This window comes from Flavobacterium potami, from assembly GCF_020026915.1.
GTDB lineage: Bacteria > Bacteroidota > Bacteroidia > Flavobacteriales > Flavobacteriaceae > Flavobacterium > Flavobacterium potami.
Genome location: NZ_JAINUY010000003.1, coordinates 522,688 through 545,382, shown reverse-complemented (window position 1 = coordinate 545,382; position 22,695 = coordinate 522,688). Strand labels below are relative to the sequence as shown.

The window sequence follows — 22,695 nt, the reverse complement described above, 5'->3', positions numbered from 1 at the left end:
AAGCTAAACGTAAAGGTTTAGCTTTTTTAGTTAATCTTGTTGAAACGAATTCAAACTGCCGTCTTCATTAAACTGTATCGAATAGCGTTCGCGACTTCCTTGAATGGATGTCGGATACCATCTTAATTGATTATTGAAAACAATGGCATAAACACTCGTTGTCGGTTTTGCGCCCTCGATTTGTTGTGTTTTTTCGTTATAAATCTGAGCCACTTTAGCAGCGTTCAAAAAACTGATTTTATTTAAAGGAACCAAACGACTTTTGATATCATCGCGAACAGAAAGTTGAACGGGTAGTGGCGCTGACCATTTACCCTCTCTAAATTCGTAAGTATCTACATATTTTGGATTTTCAGGATGTTGCAACATGACATTGATTCTTCCGTCATTGTAAAAATAAAGCATAGAAAAAACAAACATTTCCTTTCCTTTATATTGTGGAAGTTGTCGCAATTCAGCTTCTGCTTTTTTTAAAGTTGCGGTATCGGTCAAAAGATCAATTTCTTTTTTGATTTCCTGATTTTGATTAGTTGTTGAAGCATTTTTTTGTATTTCTTTTTCAACCACACCTTCATTAGGTTTGAACGTTTCGTCTATACTTTTTTTGATCTCTTCGCAACTCAAAAACAGTGAAGAAATTAGGATAGAAAGAATTACTTTTCTCATAAATTAAATTGGTTTAAATCATTTGCAAAAACAATATGCATCGGATTTTCTGGATCATAAAAAATATCCAGAAATTGTTTTCTCGTCATTTCAAGATCCAAAACGCCAATGACTTTTTTCAAACTGTTTTTGTGAAGCTGATTTCTGGTATCGTTATATTCCATTTCAAAACGCATCATCGGTTTGTCATTTATATAGGTTCCCGTTTCTCTCACGTTGATGAGCTTTGCTTGTGTTTTTACTCCTTTAAATTTTAGCGGAATAGATTCCTGATTTAAGCCTGTTAATTTTTGAAATATAAAACGAACCAAAACGCGATAAAATAAAAGTACCAACGGCATAATCAATAGCGGATGTCCTGCAGACATAAAACGCCAACCCATTCCGAAACTTTCTTTTTGGTAAGCGTAGAAATAATATACAATTACAAGTCCAGTAAAAAGAAGCCAGCCAAGTGTTCTTAAAATAAGACTTCGGGTATTAATAGTTGCCACTGCTGAAGAAATTACAAAATAGGGAGGATTTTTCATTTTCCTGTCCAATAATATCGTTATTTTCTGTCCCGCATCGAAACGTCTTTCCAGCGGTTTGCTGTCTGTAACAGTAGTTCGGTGAATGATCTCGGTATCGGAGAGATTTTTAAAGGACAATTCAAGTTCGTAGGTATTGAATCTGGCGTTTGGTTTAGACGTTTTTTTAGAACTTATAATATGTGCTTCACGTCTTAATCCGTTGTTTTTTATCCTTTCTAAATTATTCTTTGTTATGAAAACCTGAATAATCCATCTTTGGAAATAACCAATTAAAACATTTAACCAAAGTAATACAGAAATTAAAACGTAGCCTAAAGTCCAATACGGATCTTTTTGTATTAAAGTTTCTATATCATGTTCGCTATTGATTCCGTAATACAAAATCATAGGAAACGGAATGGCAAAAAAGAGCATATAAAGTGCCCAGAAAGTTACGGCTAGATTTTTTTTCATTCGACAAGAATTTGGGGTTGATGATTAAAATTTAGTCAATAGTATCGTATCAGGTTTTATAATTTGCTTTGTCTTGGAATTACTCAAATTTAAATAAAAATAAAAAACAAAAGATATCATAATGCGATATTTTCTTTCAAAAACAAACAAAAGAGATGATTTTATCTTTTATTAAATAAAAAATGAGATTTCGTTAAAATAAATACAAAATAGTATGTACTTTTGTTGCCGAAACATTACACAAGCAGTTGAAAAGGTTATTTATCATAGTACTTTCCATTTTAATTTTGTCGCCATCTTTTGGCAGCTTGTTCGTTTATGCTTCATTCAAAATAAACCAGAAGGAAATTGCACAGACTATTTGTGTGCAGCGTAAATCAGTTTTTAATACTTGTAACGGTCGATGCGAACTTCAAAAAAGCATTAAAAAGTATGCTGATAACGAAAGAAAAATGCAGGACAGTTTAAAAGAAAAAGTAGAATTGGTTTATGTTCAAAATTCTACTGAAATTAATTTTGCTGTTATTCCTGTTTTGGAATCAAAAGAAAATTCTTCAATCTTATTCGACAAGAAACCGATCAAGGCTTCTAATCTTACTTTTCATCCACCGCTCTGTTTCGTTTAGATCAGGGTTTCTATTTCAATTTTTTAGTTAAGTCATTGTTTTTAATGCAGTGATTGACATTATACAATTAAATCTAAGATTTACTTATGCATAAACTCAAAATCTTGGGTTTACAGTAAGCTTAGTATTTTTTACTCCCGAAACTGTTGATCTTATTTCCATCTAATTTCACGGCACTTGGCGCGTTTTGACTTTCAAAATGGAATGGCTTTGTGCTAAAATTTAAACAGTTTTTAAACCTTCATTACAAATGAAATTTTTTAATTTTTTGGTAATTGCAATGTTTTGTGCAATTACTTCGTGTACCATCGATAAAACAGATTACGAAGCTGAAATTGGTTCTCAAGTTCCAGAGTATTACGAATTTAAAGAAGCAGTTTCTTTTACAAGTGGTATTTACAAAATCAGTATTGACGCTTTAAATGGAACATTTTACAAAGGATATAATGAGCTTCACCTGAAAGTCGTAAATACACAAACGAATCAGGATGTAACTACTTCTCAAGTTACTTTTATGCCTATAACAACAAACGCTGACGGAAGCAAAAGTTCTTGTCCGCATGAATATAATGTTGCTTACGATGCTACAAATAAATATTACGCTGGATATTCGGTTTTTACAGGCGAAAGTACCACCACAGCAAGTTGGAAATTGTATGTGAGTTTTACTGCTGATAATCAGAAATATGAAATCAATAAAGATATTTCTGTTCAAAAACAAAGCAATAAAAACCTGAATATGACTGCTTTTACAGGAAATGATGGCGAACAGTATTTTATAGCTTTGGTTTCTCCTCAAAAACCAACTGTTTCAGAAAATAAATTGGTTGCGGGAATTTACAAATACAATAAACCAACAACCGCAGCGGGAACTTTTCCAGATCCTACTCAATTTTCTTATTCAGAAGTTACAGGTTTCACTTTAAAATTAGACCCAAGAATGCCAGAGCCTTCAATGGGAAATCACTCTTCGCCAAACAATCAGGATTTGACACAGCAAAATGATGGTTTGTATCACGGTGTAGTCAATTATACGATGACAGGAAATTGGACTTTAAATCTGATTATGATGAATCAAAACGGATTGATCTTAAAAGGAACTGTTGTTCCAACCGATTTTACGCCTGGAGTTGAAGGAGTTAAAAGTGAACTTTATATTGATACTTTATTCTAAAAACATGAAATATATTATAATGCTGCTTTTTTTGGGAATGTCAGTAACCGCTCAAAATCCGCACGCACACCACGACAGCATCAGAAATTTAGAAGAAGTAACCGTAAAAAATACCGCTAAAAAGAAAATTGAAACCGAAATGAAAATGGCCGTTTCAGTTGATGAATTTTTATCTTCTTCCGATAATATAAGTTTCATAAAAAGAGGTGCTTATGCTTGGGAACCTTTGTTAAATAATATGAGCACTGAACGTTCGACGGTTACCATTGATGGAATGCACGTTTTTGGCGCTTGTACGGATAAAATGGATCCAATTACGTCTTATGTAGAAAGTAATAATCTTTCGACAATTGATATCAAATCTGGACAGGAGGGAAGTCTTCACGGTGCAACGGTTGCAGGAAGTATCGATTTAAAAAGAAAAAGCACGCCGTTTAGTGCCCAAAAAAAATGGAATGGAGCTTATCAAAGCGGATTTGAATTCAACAACAAACAGTTTTTTAATCTTGGAAATGTTTCGTATTCCAGTAATAAATTTGTGGCTGACGGAAGTATTTCGTACCGAAAAGCAGACAATTATTATGATGGAAATGATGACGAAGTAAAACATTCACAATATAAAAAGTTCAATACCTCAGTAGGTTTAGCGTATAAAACAAGCGAATTATCTGCGGTAAGAGTTGATGCGATTTTTGATATGGCAAAAGATGTTGGTTTTCCAGCTTTACCAATGGATTTGTCCCTTTCTAGAGCGCTTATTACTTCGGCTGCTTACAAGCAATTGTTTGAAGACGGTTTGGTAAAAGTGGTAGATACCAAAATCTATTTCAATGCCATTGAACATTATATGGATGATACGACTCGTCCTGAAAATTTGGTTCACATGGACATGCCGGGTTGGAGTACAACTTACGGTTTGGTTTCTAAAGCCAATTTAAAAAAGAACAATTATTCTTCTGAAATTCAATTGAATGCTTACGATAATTTGTCTATTGCAGAAATGCGTATGTATCCGCAAGATCGAAGCGAAAGAACGATGTTTGCGTACAGCTGGCCTTGGGTAACCACACGTTACGCAGGACTTTCGATGAATAATTCTTGGGATCTTTCAGATATAAGTCAGTTGAATTTGGGCGGTTCTTTGGGCGTGAATTACAATTATTCGAAATATGTAGAATTCAACTGGATTTTTCATCCAGGAGCGCCACAGGAAAAAACTAGATTTTTACCGAATCTTCATGCCGGTTATCAATTGAATATTGATCAGTTTAACTTTTCTGTTGGAGCAGGTTACGGTCACAGAGCGCCTTCTGTTTCTGAAGGTTACGGGTATTACATTTATAATAGTTTCGATCGTTACGATTATATCGGTGATCCGAATCTAAAAAATGAAATTTCGTATGAAGGAAACGCAAGTGCTGGTTTTAAAAACGAAAGATTTAGCCTTCAAGGAAAAATAAACTATTTCTACATTCAGAATTATATTATAGGTAGAATTTTGAGCATGGGAAGTCCGATGAATTATCAATCGGTTGGTGTAAAAGGGTATACTTCATTAGATTATGCCACACTTTTGAATATGTCTGTAAATGCTGGTTATGATATTTTAGAACATTTACATTGGAAAGGAACCTTAATGTACGCACGAGGAATGGACAATTTAGGTGGAAATCTGCCTTTTATTCGTCCGTTGAGTTATCAGACTTCGCTTCATTTTATGCATAAGAACTTCGGAATTCAGACTTCTGTAAATGGTGATTTTGCGCAAATTAATTACAGTCCGGAATATGGAGAAGATCAAACCGCAGCTTACACCATTTGGAATCTTTCAGCCGATTATACTTTTAAAATCAATAAAGTAAAAACAACGATTCAGGTTGGAGCAGAGAATTTATTAAATGAATATTACAGCACTTATGCCGATTGGGGAAATATTCCGAGAATGGGACGTAATATTTTTACTTCTTTAAAATTCACTTTATAAAATGAAAAAAGTTTTTAGTTTCACAATGACAATTTTGTTCTTGTTGGTTTCTTTCCAACAGGCACTTATTGTTGTGCACTTCAAACTGAATCAGCAAGAGATAGAAAAAGAATTCTGCGAAAACAAAGCCAAACCAGAATTACAATGCCACGGAAAATGTCATTTAAAGAAAGAATTAGAAAAATCTGAAAAGAATGATTTGGAACTGAATAGTATCTTTAAAAAGATCGATATGCTTCCGAATCAGAATTTTGAGTTTCCAATTGACATTCTAAAAATGATTGCTAATAAAGTGTTGATTTATAAAGAATTTAATCATTTCGAACCTTATTTAGAAATTTTTGTACCGCCACCTATTTTATTTTTTGCTAACCGTTGAAAATATTTTAACACATAGCAACATAGATTTATTTTAAATGCTAATAAAGATTTTGGAAAGAAACTAGTTTCTAACACATAGCTATGTTTATTGATGCAAGTGAAACGCCTTCTCTGAATCTAGAAAAACTATGTCTCTATGTGTTTAAAAAATTTCAGCATAAACCTTAATAAAATAGAATTACAATAATTAAAATAAAAGAAATGCAAAATTTAAAAAAATACCTATTATTATCCATCGCGGCATTAGCGTTTGTATCTTGTTCAAGTGACGATGACAATCCAGTGGCAAACAATGTAACACTTGAATTTACGAATACCTTTAAAAGTAATACGATTGTTCTTGGAAATGCTACAGCAACTTCAGCAACAACCAATACTTCGGCAGCAGGGCAAATCCATCATTTTTCAGAATTAAAGTATGTCATCAGTAACATTCGACTGATAAAAGATAATGGCACTGAAGTTCCTTATAATGTAAATGATTTGGATAAAGGCGCAACTCTAATTGATCAATCTAAAACAGCTTCGTTGAGCTATGTTTTAAGTAATATTCCGTCTGCGACTTACAAGCAGATTAAATTTGGATTAGGAATTAAACCAGAACAAAACACTTTAGATCAGGTACGTTTTCCAAATTTCTACGCTGCTGCGGGCGCAAACGACACACAAATGATGTGGGAATGGGGAAGTGGTTACCGTTTTACAAAAGTGGAAGGTTTTTATGATACCGATAATAAAGCCATGTCAATTCATACCGGAAGCACAATTGAAGGAACAGCAGGAGCTTATACACAAGGTGTTAACGCTTACAGAGACATTACTTTAAACCTGACTACCAATGCAGTTGTGGGAAGCAAAGCGCCAAAAATCAAAATTCAGGCTGACTTTGATAAATTATTAAGTGGAAAAATCAACACCATTACTTTATCAACTGGAGATGGAATGAATGATAATGCAACGCCAAATATTCATACGGCAGCTCAAATGGTAAAATTTGTAGACAATTTAGGAGGAAATGGTTCAAGCGATATTAGCGGAATGTTTTCTGTTAGTAGCGTAGAAAACTAAAATTATTTCAGAGCCGTCTGAAACAAAAATCAGACGGCTTCTTAAATTCATTTATAATGAAAAAAATAATTGTTTTGATGGCAATCGTATCATTATTAACGTCATGTAATAATGAAGATTCGGATATGATGGCTATTGATAATCCTGAAATTGCTTTAGAAATTCCAGCTGATTTTCCCGAAGTCAATAGTTTTGTGAGTTCAAATAAACCTACAAAATATGGTGTAGAATTAGGCGAAAAGCTTTTTTCGGATAAAAGATTCAGCGCAGACAATACAATTTCATGTGCAAGTTGTCATATTAAGGCAAATGCTTTTGCAGACCATCATCCACAGGCGATTGGAATTGAAGGCAGAATCGGACTTCGAAATGCGCCTTCGCTTCAGAATTTAATGTTTCTGAAATTTTACAATTGGGACGGAAGTAAATTACAGCTTGAAACGCAGCCGTTGGTTCCGATTATTACACATGAGGAAATGGATTCTTCTATTTTGGAAGTGATTGCGAGAATTGAAAATGATTCGGATTATAAATCTCTATTCAAAAAAACATTTGGAGATGAGAATATTACACCCGAAAGAATCTACAAAAGTATTGCTCAATTTGAATATACTTTGATTTCTGCAAACAGTAAATACGATAAAGTAAAGCGCAAGGAAGGCGAAACGTTTACTGAAAGTGAGTTGGCAGGTTATCAAACATTTCAGCAGAAATGTGCCAGTTGTCATGCAACAGAACTTTTTACAGATCAAAGTTTTAGAAATATTGGTTTTCCAATAAACACTAATTCCAATGAAGCAGGAAGGGGAAGGGTAACCGGAATTCCATCAGATTTTATGAGTTTTCGTGTTCCAACTTTACGAAATATAGAATATACAGCTCCATATGGTAGTTTCGGACAGTTCGCAACCTTGGAATCTGTTTTGGATTATTTTGATAAGGGAGTTCTCGATTCAGACAACTTGGATCCGATTTTTAAAAATAATGACAAAAGAATTCCACTTACTGAACAGGAAAAAACGAACCTTATTGCCTTCATGAAAACATTGAGTGATAAACAATTTGTTGGGAAATAAGTTGAAAACGCCTTATTTATATGACATTTTCTCTTCTTTTTTGTAAAATAAAATGTTTATAAAGTGTTGATAAATAGTAGGTTGTGACCTATGTTAAAAAAAAGTTTTGATCGATTAATTGTTCTAAATTTATAATTATAAGACAATTAATTAATTTAAAAAATTTGCATATGGGAAGAGCTATAAAACTACAGGTTCGCAAAGAATTAGATGGCAGACAGCAATTTAACTTAATTAAATTGAAAGGCAGTTTAATTACTAAAGGTTATACCGAAATTATTCATATTAGTGACAAGGATGAAGAATTTCATATCAATTCATTCGAGACCGAAGCAAAAAATGAAGTAAAAGAATTTATTTTGGACTTTATAGTCAAAGAAAATTTAAGTAATACTATAAGTGTTCTTGTGTAATAGCTTTTCTAGGAAAGAATATTACACAAAAACATTTTATAAGTAAAGATTATACAGCTGTTGCAAGAGTTGTATTTTCATCCAGATAATTATTCTGATCTTTGAATGTAGTATCTGGTTTCTCGTCCCAATCTCCCCAATCTCCTACGTAAGTTTTACGAAATATCAATTCGTTATTGTCTCCTGCACAAACGCTTAAACGATTGTTGCAAACCATTTTATTTTCGTTTTTGTTTGTTTGTAGATTTTTCATGGCGTTAGTTTTTAAGATTGTTCAAATTTACAAACGGCTTACTTTTAGTTTGTTACATCTGAAATTTGATTTCTTGTCAAATTCACATCTCACTATAAATAAAAATCTCCCAGTTTCTAAGCATTGAAACTGGGAGATAGTGAAAAAAAATAAACACAAACTTTTTTAGAATGAATATCTAACTCCAAGCTGTCCTTGGAATCTAGACGCTAACTGATCTACTGTATAAGGTGTAGATGTAGGCTTTTGGAATGTATATGTTGGATCTCCTGTAGCAACTCCACCAAGGTTTCCTGATTTTGTTAATCCAATATTTGCTGTTGAATTGTAAGTGTTTGGAACAAAATAACTTCTTCCCCAATCTTTATTGATCAAGTTTCCAATATTTGCCATACTGAAAGAGATTTGAAAAGTTCCCACTTTTGTAACCTGAATTTCATCCATCAATTTTAAATCTGCCTGAATGTTCCAGGGCGTTGTATCGCCATTTCTTTGTGTGAAAGTTCCTCTTCTGCTTTTTAAATAATCATTTCCATTAATAAAAGCTTCGTAATCTGCTACTTGCTGAGCTGCTGTTGCAGATGGAACTCCGGCATTGTTTACTCCAATATATTTTGCAGCTTCTGCAGCATCTTTAAAGATATAAGCTAAACCAGCTGCTTGTCCTGTTCCTGCAATTGTTGAGTTAACAAATCCCCAAGAAAATGGATTTCCTGATTGTGCGTTGAAATAAACATTGGCAGTTAAGGTATTGTTTGAAGCTAATTTCACTCCGTAACCAACATTAGAAACAATTCTGTGTTTGATATTAAAGTTAGAAGTCGCTAATTGCGGATTATTTGGTGTCAAAGACTGATTCATTTGGAAGTTACTTTCCATAGAATTACGAATTCCGTTTGTAATATCGCGAGAATCTCCGTAAGTGTACGCTACCATAAAGTTGAAACCGAAATCGTATGTTTTAGAAATCATTTCTGTAATGCTGTAACGGTATCCTTTATCTGTGTTTGATAACAAATAAGCATTTGAAAAAGCAGAATTTATGTTTGCTGCATAAATTGGCATTTGGTGATTTGTATCATAAGAAAAATAAGTCGGATTGTCTGTTTTGTTTACTTGTTGAAATTCTAAATCACGAATTACTTTGGTGTAAATCCCTTCAACTGTAAATTTATATCCGTCAACAGTTTTGTCAAAAGCCAATGAGTTTCTTAAAACTGCCGGCATTTTAAATTTGTTGTCTACTAAATCGGCTTGTACTTTTGGAGTTGCATCGTGGTAACCATTCAATCCGCCAGTTGCCAAAGGATCTCCCGCAGCGGCAACCTGAGCCGCTGTAAGGTTGTTTTTGTCGTAACTTCCGTAACCAACACCATCATTATAATAAGCATAACCTAACCATGCAAACGGAATTCTACCTGTAAATATTCCAGAACCTCCACGAATTACGAATGTTTTGTCTTCGTCAACATTATAAGTAAAACCAACTCTTGGAGAAACTAAAGCAGTGCTGAAAAAGTTGTTTTTAATTTGGCTTAAAGGCGTGTATGTATATGTTGTACCATAATTTGGATCAGCTGGAGAATTTTGAACCTGCGGACTTAAATTTGGTTTGTTTGGAATGTCTGTATAATCTACACGAACACCTGGAGTTACTTTTAATCTGCTTCCAACTCTAATTTCGTCTTGAGCATAAACGCTGTAAAGATTTACTTTGAATTTTGCATATGGATTATCAAAAATTTCATCTCTTGTAGAACCATCAAACGGATACGTTCCACGAACACGAGTAGGAAGTTTGTTGAAAAAATCTGTTAGAGATTTGTATGAAACTCTTCCGTTAAGTGCATTTACAAAACCATAATTGATGTCGTAAAACTCATTGTGTGTACCGAATAATAAAGTATGATTTCCTGTTTTATAAGTCAAGTTATCTGTAATTTCAGCTGTGTTTTGTTTCATGTTGAAAACAGTAGCTTCACGATCGTTTCCTAAGAAAATAGTTCCTCCATTGTAACCAATTTCTGTTTGAGGAAACATAATATTATTCGATTTTGGATCACGGTAATCTTTAATAGCCGAATAACTAGCAATAAAAGAGTTAGACCATTGACTGTTAAAATGGCTTTTAAGTTCTAAAACCGTACTGATCGATTGGTTTTTTTGCGTAAAATCCATACTTGAGAATCTGAAGTTTGCCGCATCGCGCTCTAAGTTTGTTGCTTGAGAAACTACAGTATTATTTCGTAAAGATATCGAATGTTTATCGTTGATTTTCCAATCTAATTTGTTGAAGAATTTCTGGCTTTTTGCAAAGTTGTTGTATTGGTCGTAAGTTCCTGGATCAAAATTGTAGTTTGCTTTTACGAAGTTTGAAATTTGTTCGGCCGTTGCATTATCAACTAAAGAAGTCAATTTTCCGTTGGCATCCGTTTGTCCTGCATTATAAAAAATTGGATCTGTTCTTTCTGCATATTCCATATTCGTAAAGAAGAACAATTTGTCTTTTACAATTGGAAGCCCTAATCTAAATCCGATTTGGTAATCTCCAAAAGCTTTTGGCATTTTAGAACCGTCTCCGGCATTGTTTGGACCTGTAAGTGCAGCGCTTCTTCCATAAGAATAAATAGATCCGCTTACTGTATTTGTTCCGCTTCTTGTTACAGCGTTAACACTTCCTCCTAAAAAATTTCCTAATTTAATATCGTAAGGCGCAATATAAACCTGAATATCCTGAATCGCATCTAAACTGATTGAGTTAGAACGTGTACTACTTCCTGGCATTCCAGAAGTTCCAGACTGACCACCCAAAGACGGACTAAAACCAATCGCATCATTATTAATAGAACCGTCAATCGTTACGTTGTTGTATCTAAAGTTTGTTCCTGCAAAAGAGTTGTTTGAACTTTGCGGAACTAATTTCGTAACATCTTGAATTCCACGGTTAATTAATGGAAGTCCGTTTACTTGTTTTTCGTTAATGTTTGTTCCATTATTTTTAGAAGAAGGTTTAGAACTTGTAATTACTACTTCTTCCAAAACATTATTGTCTGCTTTTCCAACCACAATTGTTGGTAAATCATTGTCGCCAAGCGCTAAATGAATTTGTGCATTTGAGTAATCTTTAGTGTCTTTACTTTTAATTTCTAATTCGTAAGGACCACCGGCATTTAAATTCTCGAAACTGAATCGACCTTGTTTGTCTGTTGTTGTTCTGTAAACCGCATTTGTAGGCAAATGAGTCAAGGTAACATCAGCATCGATAACTGCAGTTGTTCCATCATTGACTTTAGAAGACAAAGATGAAGTTGTAATCTGGGCAAAAATACTTCCTACAGTTAGAAGCATTAAAGCCGTGAATAAGAGTTTTAGTTTTGTCATGTTATTTTAGTTATTATTTTTTGACAAATAAACTCTCTTTAACTGGTTTCGATTTAAGGCTATTGTTAACCAAAAATCAAAAAAAAATGCAATGTTAATTTAGAATGATGGATAGGTTATTTTATAAATAAGTCGGTAACTCTTTAAAATCAATACTTTGTATAAAATCCCTGAAATAAAGGGGTTAGAGGTAGATTTGAAGTAGATTAGAGATAGATTAGAGTGTTATGGGAATGTTACCAATTAAGAAAAACGGCATTTTTAAAATTCTATAAAGCTGATTTTTATTGAATTTTTTTTAAGGAAATAAAAGCGAAAAACTAGTTCCTTTTTCCAACTCAGAATCTACGTTTAAAGTAATATGATGCCGTTTTAAAATTTCCATCGTGATATAAAGTCCCAAGCCTTGTCCTTTTATATGTCGTGTACGATCGCTTCTAAAGAAAAGATCAAAAATAGATTCTTTGTCTTTTTCTGCAATTCCAGAACCTTGATCGATAACTTGTATTAAAAGTTTTTTTTCTTTTTCTAAAGCTAAAATAGAAACAGGAGCAGGAAATGAAAATTTTATAGCATTGTCTACTATATTATATAAAGCCGTAAAAAGCATGTGTTTATTGGCATGAACCGAAAGTAATTCCTCATTTTCAAGAGCTTCCAAATTGAGAGAAACTTTAGATTCAGGATATTCGATTGCTTTTTTTTCTAATACATTCCATAAAATCTCATCAATTCTTACGGTTTCCATTTGTTCGGGTTCGCCAACTTGCAATCCAGATAAAACCAAAAGACCGTCTAAAATAGATTTAAGCTGAAAAGTGTCTTTTCGAAGTGATTTTAAAACTTCCTCATATTGTTCATTCGTTCTCGGATGCTGGAGTGAAACATCGATATCTCCAATAATAATAGTTAGCGGCGTTTTTAATTCATGAGAAGCATTTTTTAGAAAATTATTCTGAATGGTAATGCCGCTTTCCAACCTTTCCAAAAGATAATTAAAAGTGGTGATTAATTCTCTTACTTCATCTTTTCCGCTTGTCGGCATTTCGAGTCTAGAATGCAGATTTTCTGTCGTAATCGTATTTACTTTTGCAATAACATCTTCAAAAGGCCTAAAAGTTTGTTTGGCTAAAAACCTTCCAATAAAGAAATTAAGCGGAATAACAATCAAATAAGAAATTAGAAAAATGAAACCCAAAACATCCAATTGTCTGTCTCCAACCGTGTCAATTCCAGAAACGACAATAATAAAATCGCCTTGATTATCCTTATAAAATAAACCCGAAAACTGTCTGTCATCTTTAGTGAAATGAACGATTCTATTTTTAGAAATGTTTTTTAAAACCTTATCGTTCAATTGAATATCAATTCCATCATGGAGGTACAATTCTTTAGTCGAGGCATTGTAAATTCGGATAGCTTGATTCGTGATTTTTTTATATTGAACTTCTATTTCCTGATAACGCGAACTGTCATTTTTAGTAATTTCATCTTTTTCAAAATAAAAAAAAGCGGTGATCAAAGCACTGTCTTCCAGTCTTTCATAATAAAGTTCTTGTCTATGGTTTTTAAAAAGCAAAAAAGAACCAGCCAGCACAAGTCCAACAATAAAAGCAAAAAGCAACGTCGAATTGACTGATAATTTGGTTTTAAGATTCATTGATCTTGTTTTTGAGCATATATCCTGTTCCTTTTATCGTGTGAATCAGAGGAGTAGGGAAGTTCTTGTCTACTTTATTTCGCAAATAATTGATGTAAACATCTACCGTATTGGTATTCATATCCAAATCAATATTCCAAACTGCTTCGGCAATTGCAATTCTGGAAAGTGCTTTTTCGCGGTTTTTCATGAAAAAAATCAGCAGTTTTAATTCTCTTGACGAAAGATTAAGTTCTTTTCCGTCTCTCGATGCACTTTGTTCCTTCATATTGATTTCGATTCCTGCATAGGATTGAAAATCTAAAATCCCGCTGCTAAATTCAGAACGACGAAGCTGTGCGTTGATTCGAGCCAAAAGTTCTTCAAACATAAAAGGTTTCGCCAGATAATCATCGGCTCCAGCCTGAAGACCTTTTACTTTTTCGTGTGGAGTGTCTAAAGCACTAAGAATCAATATCGGAACGATTATCTTTCTTTTTCTTAAAATTTCACAAACTTCAAAACCCGTTAAATCAGGTAGCATGATATCTAGAATAATAATGTCATAGGTATTTTCCATTACTTCATTAATGGCATCAAAACCTTTGTTTACATTTTTGACCTGATAAAGCTGTTCTTCAAGTCCTCTAATAATAAAAGAAGCCACTCTCGGATCGTCTTCAACTAATAAAACTTTATTCATAAAATTAAGTGCAAAAAACTGAAATTATAGTTTAGCAAGATCATCAATCGTATAAAACTTCAAACCTTTTTCTTTAGCATATTTACAAAGTTCTTCTAAAGCATAAAGAGGAGTTTCTAATTTCTCATCGGCATTTTCAACCGTTTTATGACCATAGAAAATTACGATTTTGTCATGCGCTTTAGCATAATCCAGTAAGGTCTTGTAATACGGAATATTGAATTGTTTGTAATCGTCGTCAATTCCTAATCCATAAACTAAACGATTTCCCTCATAATAACAATATTGTTGTGCTGCCGGAATTTCATCATAAGTAGTTCCTCTTATAATATCAAAATGATTGAGTAATTCCTTGTCCAAATCGGTATCGCGCGCGCCATCAGGATAGGCAAATGAATGAATGTTGAAACCGTCTTTTTTCATTGCGGCTTTTAAAGGTACAATATCATCGTTGATGTATTTTTCGATGCCAAATTCCTTTGAATATTTTAAAGCATTCAAATGATTGTAGCCATGACCTGCAATATCATGCCCCATATCTTGCAAATAATGCAGTTTATCTTTTTGATCTCTAGACAGACTTCCGTACCAGCACACAAAAAAAGTTGCTTTCCATCCTAACGGATGCAATAATTTTTCTGCATTGTACCAATCGTCTATATAATCATCATCAAAAGTAAAGACAACTCCGGGCGGATATGCTTTTTTTACAGGTTTTGCAACAGTCTTTTCTTCCGAATACATTTTAAAAACCACAACAAGTGCAATGATTGTTATTAGTAAAATCGCTGCTGTTTTTTTAGAAAATAAATTCTTCATAAAGAGAAAATTAGATTAGTTCTCAACCATAAATTGATTGCAATTTTTATCCCTTTCATTTTCCTTTTTCGCACGCATAAAGATATTTCATTTTAAATGAATTTTAAATGAAGTAGCTAAAAATGAATTAATTTTTCTTCTTCAAGATCCAAGTAATACATCTGTTTTCTGATAATAGATTCATCAATATGCTGATCTTCTTTGTTTCTTGCAATTAACCATTGTCTTTGTTGATTTAATAAATCAAGGTAGATAACTTTGATTTCGTTCCCAATTGATTCATCATCAATTCCTTTACTGTGTTGTTCCCATTTTAGGATAAGTTGCTGCAATGAAGCGTTACTTTCCAACTGATCATTATAAGTTGTTTTTAAATAAGACAAAGCATGAGCGGCCAAATCTCTTTTTAAAATTTGAGAAGCATCTTCCGGAGAAACGGGATCGTAAATATTATCCAATTTTATTTTTTTGATGAAATAAGGAAGCGTCAAACCTTGAATCAATAAAGTCAAAAGAATGACAATGAAGGTGATAAATAAAATAAGATTTCGCTGTGGAAAACCGTTTCCATTATCCAAATAAACTGGAATTGATAAGGCTGCCGCCAACGAAACAACACCACGCATTCCTGTCCAACCTAAAATAAAAGGCGTTTTATAACCAGGATGTCTACGGTCGGCAACGGTAATAAAATTACGCGCAATCAACGTGACAATTACAGCACCATAAGCAGATAAAATTCGGCTTACAATTAAAACAAAAGTGATTAAAACGCCGTATCCAATAGCAGTTGCAAGACTCACACCTTCTAATCCGGAAGTAATTTGAGGAAGATCTAAACCAATCAGCATGAACACCAATCCGTTTAAAATAAAGCATAGACTTTCCCAAACATTTACGCCTTGAATTCTCGATTTGCTACTTAGAAAACGATGTCTGTTATTCGACAAAAGCAATCCGCCGCTTACTACAGCCAAAACACCAGAACTGTGTACTTCTTCTGCCGCAAGATAAATGATGTAAGGCGTTAACAGCGACAAAACAATATCAACATTTGCATTTGTTGGTAAATATTTATGAGCTTTCATAAACAGCCATCCGATCAACAAACCAATAGCAACTCCACCCAATATCATCCAACTAAAACTAATGGCTGCTTTATAGAAGATAAATTGTTCCGTTGCAACGGCAATCATGGCAAATCTGAAAATGATTAAAGAGGAAGCGTCGTTCAATAAACTTTCGCCTTCCAAAATAGACGACATGGTTTTGGGAACTTTCACAAATTTTAAAATAGCTCCGGCACTTACAGCATCTGGAGGAGAAACGATTCCGCCCAATAAAAATCCTAAAGCAAGAGAAAATCCGGGAATAAAATAATTAGCCACTAAAGCAACAGAAAGTGCCGAAAGAAAAACTACAATGAAAGCGAAACTAGTAATAATACGTCGCCAACGCCATAATTCTTTCCATGAAACGGTCCAAGCAGCTTCGTATAATAATGGAGGAAGGAAGATAAAAAAGATAAGATCTGGCTCAATTTTTATTGTTGGAACTTTAGGAATAAAACTAATCGCTAATCCAGCCAAAACCAAAAGCACAGGATAAGCTACTTTTATTTTATTGGCCAACATAATCAGCAATAAAATAACTACGATAATACCTAAATAGAAAGGAAAGTTCTCTAGCATTCTTTATTTTTTAATGGAAATTAATCTTAAATCCAACAATTATTGGATTGGTTGTAAAAATCGTTCTTTGACCAAATTTATCAATTTCAGTTGAATATGTTAAAAAAAATAAAGCCCTAGAAATATATTTTTCTAAGGCTTACATTTTTATCTTTTTTTGTTTTATTATTCCCGTATTGACGATTTATCCTGAAGTGTCATTTTAGCAATTTCATCCTTTCTTTTGAAAGTAACACCGCTATGTTTCTTCATATAATCTAGCAAATCAGAGGTTGTTTTGACCATTTGTGGTGTGCCTCCAATTCGATCATGAAAACTTATTGACATTTGTCTGCGTTTGAATTCGCTTTCTGCATAAAGCTGATCAAATTCTGCTTTAACCTGATTAAAGAATTGATCTGATGAGAAATTTTTTCCTTCAATTAAAACAATATCATTGCAGCGAATGGTGTAAGGAACCACAACAAAATCTTTTTTATTCGCTTGAATGATAAAAGGTTCATCTCGGCTTAAATCATCAATATGATACATAAAACCAATTTCTTGCAGAATTTTAATGGTATTTTCTCCACGTCGCAACCAATTAGCATTGTAACCCACAGGAGTAAAACCTGTAACACTTTTTACAGCATCGGCACCAGCTTTGATGAATTTTTTTTCTTCTTCATAAGACATTGCATATTGCGAACTCCAGTTCATTCCGTGTGCTGCTGCTTCATGTCCGCGTTGCACAATTTCTTTGGCTAGAGCTGGATTTTGCAAAACAGCAGAACCAACCATGTGTGAAGTAACTTTTATGCCGTGTTTGTCCCAATTGTCCAACATTCTCGGAATTCCTTCTTTATAACCATATTGATACCAAGTTTCGCCAGGCAGATCTTTGTATCCTTTCTGCATGTTTTGAGGAAATGGACTTTCTGCGTTCTCAGGTTGACCACCAGCTTCAAACTGCATGGAAACCGAAACGACTAATCGCGAACCGTCTAACCATTTGTTTTGTATTTCAGAATCCATTTTTTCTTGTTTTATTGGGTTTGAAAATGCATCAACAGGATTTGCCATTACCGCAGCACCCGTCAAACCAGCGATTTTTATAAAATTTCTTCTTGTTGTCATTTTTTTATCTTTTGAGTTTTATCAAAGGTCATTTTATTCTGTATGTTTTAATCTCGCAAAGGCGCAGAGTTTTTTCTTCTTTAAACTTTCAATAAAACTTTGCGCCTTTGCGAGTAATTCTCAACGCAAAAGAAAAAAACTTAAAATTTAACCTGCATTTTCACGTCTTTAAAAAATAATGGAAATAAAGATGTTTAGTTCAAATTTTAAACACATAGAATCATAGCCATACTTTAAATTAAAAAAGGCGTTTCACTTCGTTTTAATGCACATAGCTATGTGTTAGAAACTAGTTTCTTTCAATACTCTTTTCCAGCAAGCAGAAATCTATGTCTCTATGTGTTAAGAAATTTATCAATTAGATAAGTTAAAATTTAAGTTGCATCGTAACGCCAGTAAAAAACATATCTTTTCCAGTTCCTGCCGCTTTTAAGAAATCACCTGCCTTAAACCAAGTAGCTTCAACGCGGAAATACAAATATTGATTCGGTGTGTAGATAATTTCGCTTTCCAATTGTTTTCCAATTTCTTTCGCATCCGTTGCATTTCCCGGATAAATCATGATTGTGTTTGGACCATAAATTCCGTCTTCAGAACTGTATCTCCAAAACATATCATAATCAATAACCCAATCGATATTTTTGGATAGTTCGAAACTTAATGACGGATGAAAATCAACTAAATTAGAAGGCCCGATAACAGAAGCCAATCCAAAGTAAGCACCTCTTGGAAACAATGGATTAAAAGTATTTAACTGATTGTCGCCATTGGTTTTATCTCCGCTGATTAACTCTACTTTAAATCCAAATTCAGGTTTTAAAACTACCGATGTAAATCGATATCCCGTATTCAGCGAAACTGTCCAAGCTTTAATGTCCTTAGAAGCAACATCTCCAAACTGATAAACGGCTTCAGCATCATAACGCCAATCTTCATATTTTCCCCAAATGCGTGTTCCAACAGAATGACGTAATTCTTTTCCGCTGGCATCATCAAAATTGGCATTGGCTCTTTTGTAACCTAAATAATAAAGATCAATATTCTTGATAGCAGGAATTTTATTAATCACAAAATAACTTCCCCAAAACTGCCTTTTTTTATTCGAATAATCATCAAAAATACCGTCTTGTGCGACTACATAATGACTGTAGAATAAATCAGCATGAAAATTATTTAAACCTAAAATAGCTTTCGCACCATCAAAAGACTGACGATTATTGGGTCCGTCACGAACAGCAACCAAACGTTGAGAACCATAACTTAATTCCTGTCTTCCAGCTCTAAAAATCAATTGTTTGTTTTTTTCTGAAAGCACATTAATATCAATAAATCCCTGATGTACTTCAAGCGGATCGCTGTCAACCGGGCTTGGATCAATTCTTCCATTTGCATTACTGCTTTGAAGCTGAATAAAAGCTCGAAAGTATTTGCTCGCATGAAAATCGGCGTGAAGCAAAAATCGGTTTAAAATGTAACCGTCATTATCGACAGGATCATCTCCCCATTTTTCATTTTTGGCATAGAAATATTGATACCTGACTTCTCCTCCAAAACTCAGATAAGTTTCCCCTGTAGAGGAGAGAGGCAGGTATTTCATGGTTTTATACCAGTTTTTAACGGTATCTTTTTGTAAAACTTCATAATTTTCATCAAATCTCATTGGTTTAAAATCGGGATAAGATTGCGCCTGAAGTTGTATACAAATAAGAAATAATAGAATGATTTTTTTCATGGCTATTTGCCTAAACTGTTTTTCTTAATATCGTTGTAAGCGTTTGGAATATTGAAATTGTAATGCAGCCAATTAAAAAGCACATATCCTTTATCAAATTCTTTCATTGTTACCGATGCTTTTACTTGTTCTAAAGTTTCGCCTTTTTTCACGGCATCTTCTACATTTTTCTTCAAAGCATTTACATAATCAATGGTATATTTTATTCCTTTTTTATTGGTAATTCGGCCGTGACCAGGAACCACAACATCATTGTCACCAACCATATCATAAATCTTTTGGAGATTGCGAACAGGCTCCAAAAAGTAACCGTCAAATAACCACGGAATCGTCGGACTTTCAGCAATAAACGGATTTCCGGCCCACAATACATTTTTGTCAGAATCTTTTAGAAATACAAACAAATCGGCAGGAGATTGTGCCGTTCCGGTATTAATGATTTCTACGATTTTTCCGCCTCCCATATCCAGTTTTAAACTCTGATTCACAGCAATTGTAAGATCTGCGGGACGATACACACTTTGTTCAATCCCGCGATCTTTTCCAAAAAGCATGATCATAAATTGTTTGATTCCTTCGTAATTCTTAGCCAAATTTTCTTTACAGAATTCGTTTTGTATTAAGATGGTTTCCCTTGGAAGTAAATAATTTCCAAAGCAATGATCGCCGTGATCACTTGTGTTTACAGCATAAACAATAGGTTTTGGCGTAACAGAACGAATTAGTTTATACAATTGATCATATAATCTTTTGTTCAGCATGGTTTCAATCAATAAAACACCTTTGTCACCCACAATAAATCCCGCAGAAGTAGCTTGCGGAATTCCTTTTGTAGTTTCTGTTTCAGTTGTTGAAGGAGAAACTGCATATACATTCTCAGAGATTTTATGCAGCTGTAAATTCACTTTATTACCATCCCAAATTGGTACTTCGGGAGGCATGGGAAATTGTGCATACGTTTTTTGTGCCGATAAATAAGCAGCGAAAAAAAGTATGATTATTAAGAGATAATTATATTTTTTCATGATTCTATATTTAAGTTTTAAAAAAGTTTAGCCACAGATTATGAGGATTAAATGGATTTCAAAATGAGATAAAAAATCCGTTTAAATCTGCCTAAATCAGCGTCATCTGCGTGAAATTTTCATTGCTATTACTATTGTCATTGTCATTGTCATTGTCATTGTCATTGTCATTGTTTCTGATAACCGCCGAAATATTTCACTGGAGACCAATCCGGAATTACAGCAGGAATTTCTGGATTCAACGCTTTATATTCCGCGGAAGCGTAAACAATTTTACCATTCACAATCGTCAAAACCGATTCGATTTTGCGAACATCATCCGGTTTAAGCGAAAAATAATCATCAGATAAAATTGCTATATCAGCGTACATTCCTTTGATTAATTTTCCTTTGTCTTTTTCTTCACCAGAAAACCAGGCACTTCCAGAAGTATACAATTGCAAAGCAGTGAACTTATCCAAAACCTGATCTTTTGGCCAGAACTGCATACCGCCAATCGTTTTTCCAGTCAAAAGCCAATGCAAAGACATCCACGGATTATAAGTTGAAATACGCGTTGCATCAGTTCCTGCGCCAACCGGAATTCCTAATTCAAGCATTTTTTTTATTGGAGGTAACTGTGTTTTTGGAGCGCCATACATTTTGTTGTACAATTCACCTTGATAATACATTCTAAATTGTACCGCAACACCGCCGCCTAATTTTTTAACTCTTTCTAATTCGGGAGTTTTAATTGTTTCAGCATGATCAAAAAACCAACGCAATCCGTTAAACGGAATTTCTTTGTTTACTTTTTCAAACACATTCAACATTCTGTCAATAGATTCTCCGTAAGTGGCGTGAAGTCTAAACGGCCATCTGTTTTTGGCTAATAATCGAATGATAGGTTCTAAATCGGTTTCCATTTCATCAGATAAAACAATTCTGGGTTCGAGGAAATTCTCAAAATCTGCCGCTGAAGCTGTTATGTTTTCTCCAGCGCCTTCTTCGACATAACCATTTGCCACAATCAGATTATCGTTTTTATTGATTTGAGTTTCGGCAACCCATTTTTCGTAATCTTGTAATTCTCTGCCTTTTTGCTGTGCAAACAAATAATACGAAATACGAAGACTCAATTTGTTTTGTTTTGCCAATTCAAGCGACGTAACATAATCAGCAGGAAAGTTTTGACTTCCTCCCGCGGCGTCAATTATACTGGTTAATCCAAAACGATTCAGCTCGTGATTAAACTGTATCGAACTGTTGATTCGTTCTTCTGGTTTTAGTTTTGTAGTTAATCCCAAAGTCATATAAATCGCTTTTGGCGTTTCTTTGGCATACATTAAACCTGTTAGATTTCCTTTTGAATCTTGTTCTAAAACACTTCCTTCGTATTTGGTATCTTTGGTATAACCGAGAACTTCGATTCCTTTTTTATTTAAAAATGCTTTTCCATATAAATACGTGATGAAAACAGGTTTATCAGGAACTGCAGTGTTGATTTCGTCAATTGTAGGCTGTCTTTTTTCTTCAAATTGAAATTCGTTCCAACCGCCGATAACTTTTATCCAAACACCTTCTGGAGTTCTTGCTGCTTGTTCTTTCAACATCTCCATAGCACGTTTTAAGGTTTTTACACCATCCCAGCGCAATTCTGAATTGTAATTCAAACCTTCGCGAATTACATGCATATGACTATCATTTAATCCTGGAATTACTGTTTTTCCTTTGGCATCGATTAATTTGGTTGCTGATGATTTATAAGAAGAAAGAATGTTTTTCTCGGTTCCAATGTCCAAGATAATTCCGTCTTTCATTGCAATGGCCTGAACAAATTCGTTCTGTTTCTGCATTGTTGCAATTTTTCCATTATAAATAATCAAATCAGCTTTTTGCTGGGCTTGAGATGCCAAGCCCGCAGAAAGCAATAGAATTAATAATATATTTTTCATAATAAAAAATTAGGGTAATGATGAAATT

General features: G+C 33.8%; 19 protein-coding genes. 7 read left to right on the top strand and 12 right to left on the bottom strand.

Annotated features, from left to right (window positions below; all coding sequences use genetic code 11):
• Nucleotides 1-30: 30 nt before the first annotated feature.
• Entirely contained in the window at nucleotides 31-666 is a 636-nt protein-coding gene (locus K6T82_RS11920; protein ID WP_223706096.1) for a hypothetical protein, read from the bottom strand.
• Nucleotides 663-1,652, bottom strand: coding sequence for a hypothetical protein (locus K6T82_RS11915; RefSeq protein WP_223706095.1), 990 nt, complete (start codon nucleotides 1,650-1,652; stop codon nucleotides 663-665). Before K6T82_RS11915 ends, K6T82_RS11920 begins: the two co-directional genes overlap by 4 nt.
• Before the next feature lie 248 nt (nucleotides 1,653-1,900).
• On the opposite strand from K6T82_RS11915, the gene K6T82_RS11910 reads away from it, so the two are divergent.
• From K6T82_RS11910 to K6T82_RS11880, 7 genes are all read left to right on the top strand, one after another.
• Nucleotides 1,901-2,278, top strand: a complete 378-nt coding sequence (locus K6T82_RS11910; RefSeq protein ID WP_223706094.1) for a hypothetical protein — start codon at nucleotides 1,901-1,903, stop codon at nucleotides 2,276-2,278.
• A gap of 250 nt (nucleotides 2,279-2,528) precedes the next feature.
• Entirely contained in the window at nucleotides 2,529-3,452 is a 924-nt protein-coding gene (locus tag K6T82_RS11905) for a FixH family protein (protein ID WP_223706093.1), read from the top strand.
• A 4-nt stretch (nucleotides 3,453-3,456) separates the two neighbouring features.
• On the top strand, nucleotides 3,457-5,436 hold the full coding sequence (locus tag K6T82_RS11900; protein ID WP_223706092.1) for a TonB-dependent receptor plug domain-containing protein: 1,980 nt from the start codon (nucleotides 3,457-3,459) through the stop codon (nucleotides 5,434-5,436).
• Between the two features lies 1 nt (nucleotide 5,437).
• A complete protein-coding gene (locus K6T82_RS11895; protein WP_223706091.1) occupies nucleotides 5,438-5,815 on the top strand; it encodes a hypothetical protein in 378 nt (125 codons plus the stop codon).
• A 203-nt stretch (nucleotides 5,816-6,018) separates the two neighbouring features.
• On the top strand, nucleotides 6,019-6,885 hold the full coding sequence (locus K6T82_RS11890) for an MbnP family protein (RefSeq protein WP_223706090.1): 867 nt from the start codon (nucleotides 6,019-6,021) through the stop codon (nucleotides 6,883-6,885).
• A gap of 56 nt (nucleotides 6,886-6,941) precedes the next feature.
• Nucleotides 6,942-7,961: a cytochrome-c peroxidase gene (locus K6T82_RS11885; RefSeq protein ID WP_223706089.1), complete on the top strand. Its 1,020-nt coding sequence runs from the start codon at nucleotides 6,942-6,944 to the stop codon at nucleotides 7,959-7,961.
• Between the two features lie 170 nt (nucleotides 7,962-8,131).
• Nucleotides 8,132-8,374, top strand: coding sequence for a hypothetical protein (locus K6T82_RS11880; RefSeq protein WP_223706088.1), 243 nt, complete (start codon nucleotides 8,132-8,134; stop codon nucleotides 8,372-8,374).
• Nucleotides 8,375-8,423: 49 nt separating this feature from the next.
• Here K6T82_RS11880 and K6T82_RS11875 read toward each other — a convergent pair whose 3' ends face one another.
• From K6T82_RS11875 to K6T82_RS11830, 10 genes are all read right to left on the bottom strand, one after another.
• Nucleotides 8,424-8,627, bottom strand: a complete 204-nt coding sequence (locus K6T82_RS11875) for a hypothetical protein (RefSeq protein ID WP_223706087.1) — start codon at nucleotides 8,625-8,627, stop codon at nucleotides 8,424-8,426.
• Between the two features lie 165 nt (nucleotides 8,628-8,792).
• Entirely contained in the window at nucleotides 8,793-12,008 is a 3,216-nt protein-coding gene (locus K6T82_RS11870; protein WP_223706086.1) for a TonB-dependent receptor, read from the bottom strand.
• A gap of 298 nt (nucleotides 12,009-12,306) precedes the next feature.
• A complete protein-coding gene (locus K6T82_RS11865) occupies nucleotides 12,307-13,668 on the bottom strand; it encodes a sensor histidine kinase (RefSeq protein ID WP_223706085.1) in 1,362 nt (453 codons plus the stop codon).
• On the bottom strand, nucleotides 13,658-14,350 hold the full coding sequence (locus K6T82_RS11860; protein ID WP_223706084.1) for a response regulator transcription factor: 693 nt from the start codon (nucleotides 14,348-14,350) through the stop codon (nucleotides 13,658-13,660). Before K6T82_RS11860 ends, K6T82_RS11865 begins: the two co-directional genes overlap by 11 nt.
• A gap of 24 nt (nucleotides 14,351-14,374) precedes the next feature.
• Nucleotides 14,375-15,169 (bottom strand): polysaccharide deacetylase family protein, encoded by a 795-nt coding sequence (locus K6T82_RS11855; protein ID WP_223706083.1) that lies wholly within the window; start codon nucleotides 15,167-15,169, stop codon nucleotides 14,375-14,377.
• Nucleotides 15,170-15,285: 116 nt separating this feature from the next.
• A complete protein-coding gene (locus K6T82_RS11850; RefSeq protein ID WP_223706082.1) occupies nucleotides 15,286-16,860 on the bottom strand; it encodes a Na+/H+ antiporter in 1,575 nt (524 codons plus the stop codon).
• A 165-nt stretch (nucleotides 16,861-17,025) separates the two neighbouring features.
• On the bottom strand, nucleotides 17,026-17,976 hold the full coding sequence (locus K6T82_RS11845) for a polysaccharide deacetylase family protein (RefSeq protein WP_223706081.1): 951 nt from the start codon (nucleotides 17,974-17,976) through the stop codon (nucleotides 17,026-17,028).
• A 367-nt stretch (nucleotides 17,977-18,343) separates the two neighbouring features.
• Nucleotides 18,344-19,708, bottom strand: a complete 1,365-nt coding sequence (locus tag K6T82_RS11840; RefSeq protein WP_223706080.1) for an alginate export family protein — start codon at nucleotides 19,706-19,708, stop codon at nucleotides 18,344-18,346.
• A 2-nt stretch (nucleotides 19,709-19,710) separates the two neighbouring features.
• Entirely contained in the window at nucleotides 19,711-20,733 is a 1,023-nt protein-coding gene (locus K6T82_RS11835; RefSeq protein WP_223706079.1) for an MBL fold metallo-hydrolase, read from the bottom strand.
• Between the two features lie 167 nt (nucleotides 20,734-20,900).
• Entirely contained in the window at nucleotides 20,901-22,667 is a 1,767-nt protein-coding gene (locus tag K6T82_RS11830; RefSeq protein WP_223706078.1) for an amidohydrolase, read from the bottom strand.
• Nucleotides 22,668-22,695 lie beyond the last annotated feature (28 nt).

Excerpts from the sequence above, each read along its gene's own strand:
- K6T82_RS11920 (WP_223706096.1), bottom strand. The coding sequence starts at position 666 with ATGAGAAAAGTAATTCTTTCTATCCTAATTTCTTCACTGTTTTTGAGT.
- K6T82_RS11915 (WP_223706095.1), bottom strand. The coding sequence starts at position 1,652 with ATGAAAAAAAATCTAGCCGTAACTTTCTGGGCACTTTATATGCTCTTT.
- K6T82_RS11905 (WP_223706093.1), top strand. The coding sequence starts at position 2,529 with ATGAAATTTTTTAATTTTTTGGTAATTGCAATGTTTTGTGCAATTACT.
- K6T82_RS11900 (WP_223706092.1), top strand. The coding sequence starts at position 3,457 with ATGAAATATATTATAATGCTGCTTTTTTTGGGAATGTCAGTAACCGCT.
- K6T82_RS11895 (WP_223706091.1), top strand. The coding sequence starts at position 5,438 with ATGAAAAAAGTTTTTAGTTTCACAATGACAATTTTGTTCTTGTTGGTT.
- K6T82_RS11890 (WP_223706090.1), top strand. The coding sequence starts at position 6,019 with ATGCAAAATTTAAAAAAATACCTATTATTATCCATCGCGGCATTAGCG.
- K6T82_RS11885 (WP_223706089.1), top strand. The coding sequence starts at position 6,942 with ATGAAAAAAATAATTGTTTTGATGGCAATCGTATCATTATTAACGTCA.
- K6T82_RS11880 (WP_223706088.1), top strand. The coding sequence starts at position 8,132 with ATGGGAAGAGCTATAAAACTACAGGTTCGCAAAGAATTAGATGGCAGA.
- K6T82_RS11875 (WP_223706087.1), bottom strand. The coding sequence starts at position 8,627 with ATGAAAAATCTACAAACAAACAAAAACGAAAATAAAATGGTTTGCAAC.
- K6T82_RS11870 (WP_223706086.1), bottom strand. The coding sequence starts at position 12,008 with ATGACAAAACTAAAACTCTTATTCACGGCTTTAATGCTTCTAACTGTA.
- K6T82_RS11865 (WP_223706085.1), bottom strand. The coding sequence starts at position 13,668 with ATGAATCTTAAAACCAAATTATCAGTCAATTCGACGTTGCTTTTTGCT.
- K6T82_RS11860 (WP_223706084.1), bottom strand. The coding sequence starts at position 14,350 with ATGAATAAAGTTTTATTAGTTGAAGACGATCCGAGAGTGGCTTCTTTT.
- K6T82_RS11855 (WP_223706083.1), bottom strand. The coding sequence starts at position 15,169 with ATGAAGAATTTATTTTCTAAAAAAACAGCAGCGATTTTACTAATAACA.
- K6T82_RS11850 (WP_223706082.1), bottom strand. The coding sequence starts at position 16,860 with ATGCTAGAGAACTTTCCTTTCTATTTAGGTATTATCGTAGTTATTTTA.
- K6T82_RS11845 (WP_223706081.1), bottom strand. The coding sequence starts at position 17,976 with ATGACAACAAGAAGAAATTTTATAAAAATCGCTGGTTTGACGGGTGCT.
- K6T82_RS11840 (WP_223706080.1), bottom strand. The coding sequence starts at position 19,708 with ATGAAAAAAATCATTCTATTATTTCTTATTTGTATACAACTTCAGGCG.
- K6T82_RS11835 (WP_223706079.1), bottom strand. The coding sequence starts at position 20,733 with ATGAAAAAATATAATTATCTCTTAATAATCATACTTTTTTTCGCTGCT.
- K6T82_RS11830 (WP_223706078.1), bottom strand. The coding sequence starts at position 22,667 with ATGAAAAATATATTATTAATTCTATTGCTTTCTGCGGGCTTGGCATCT.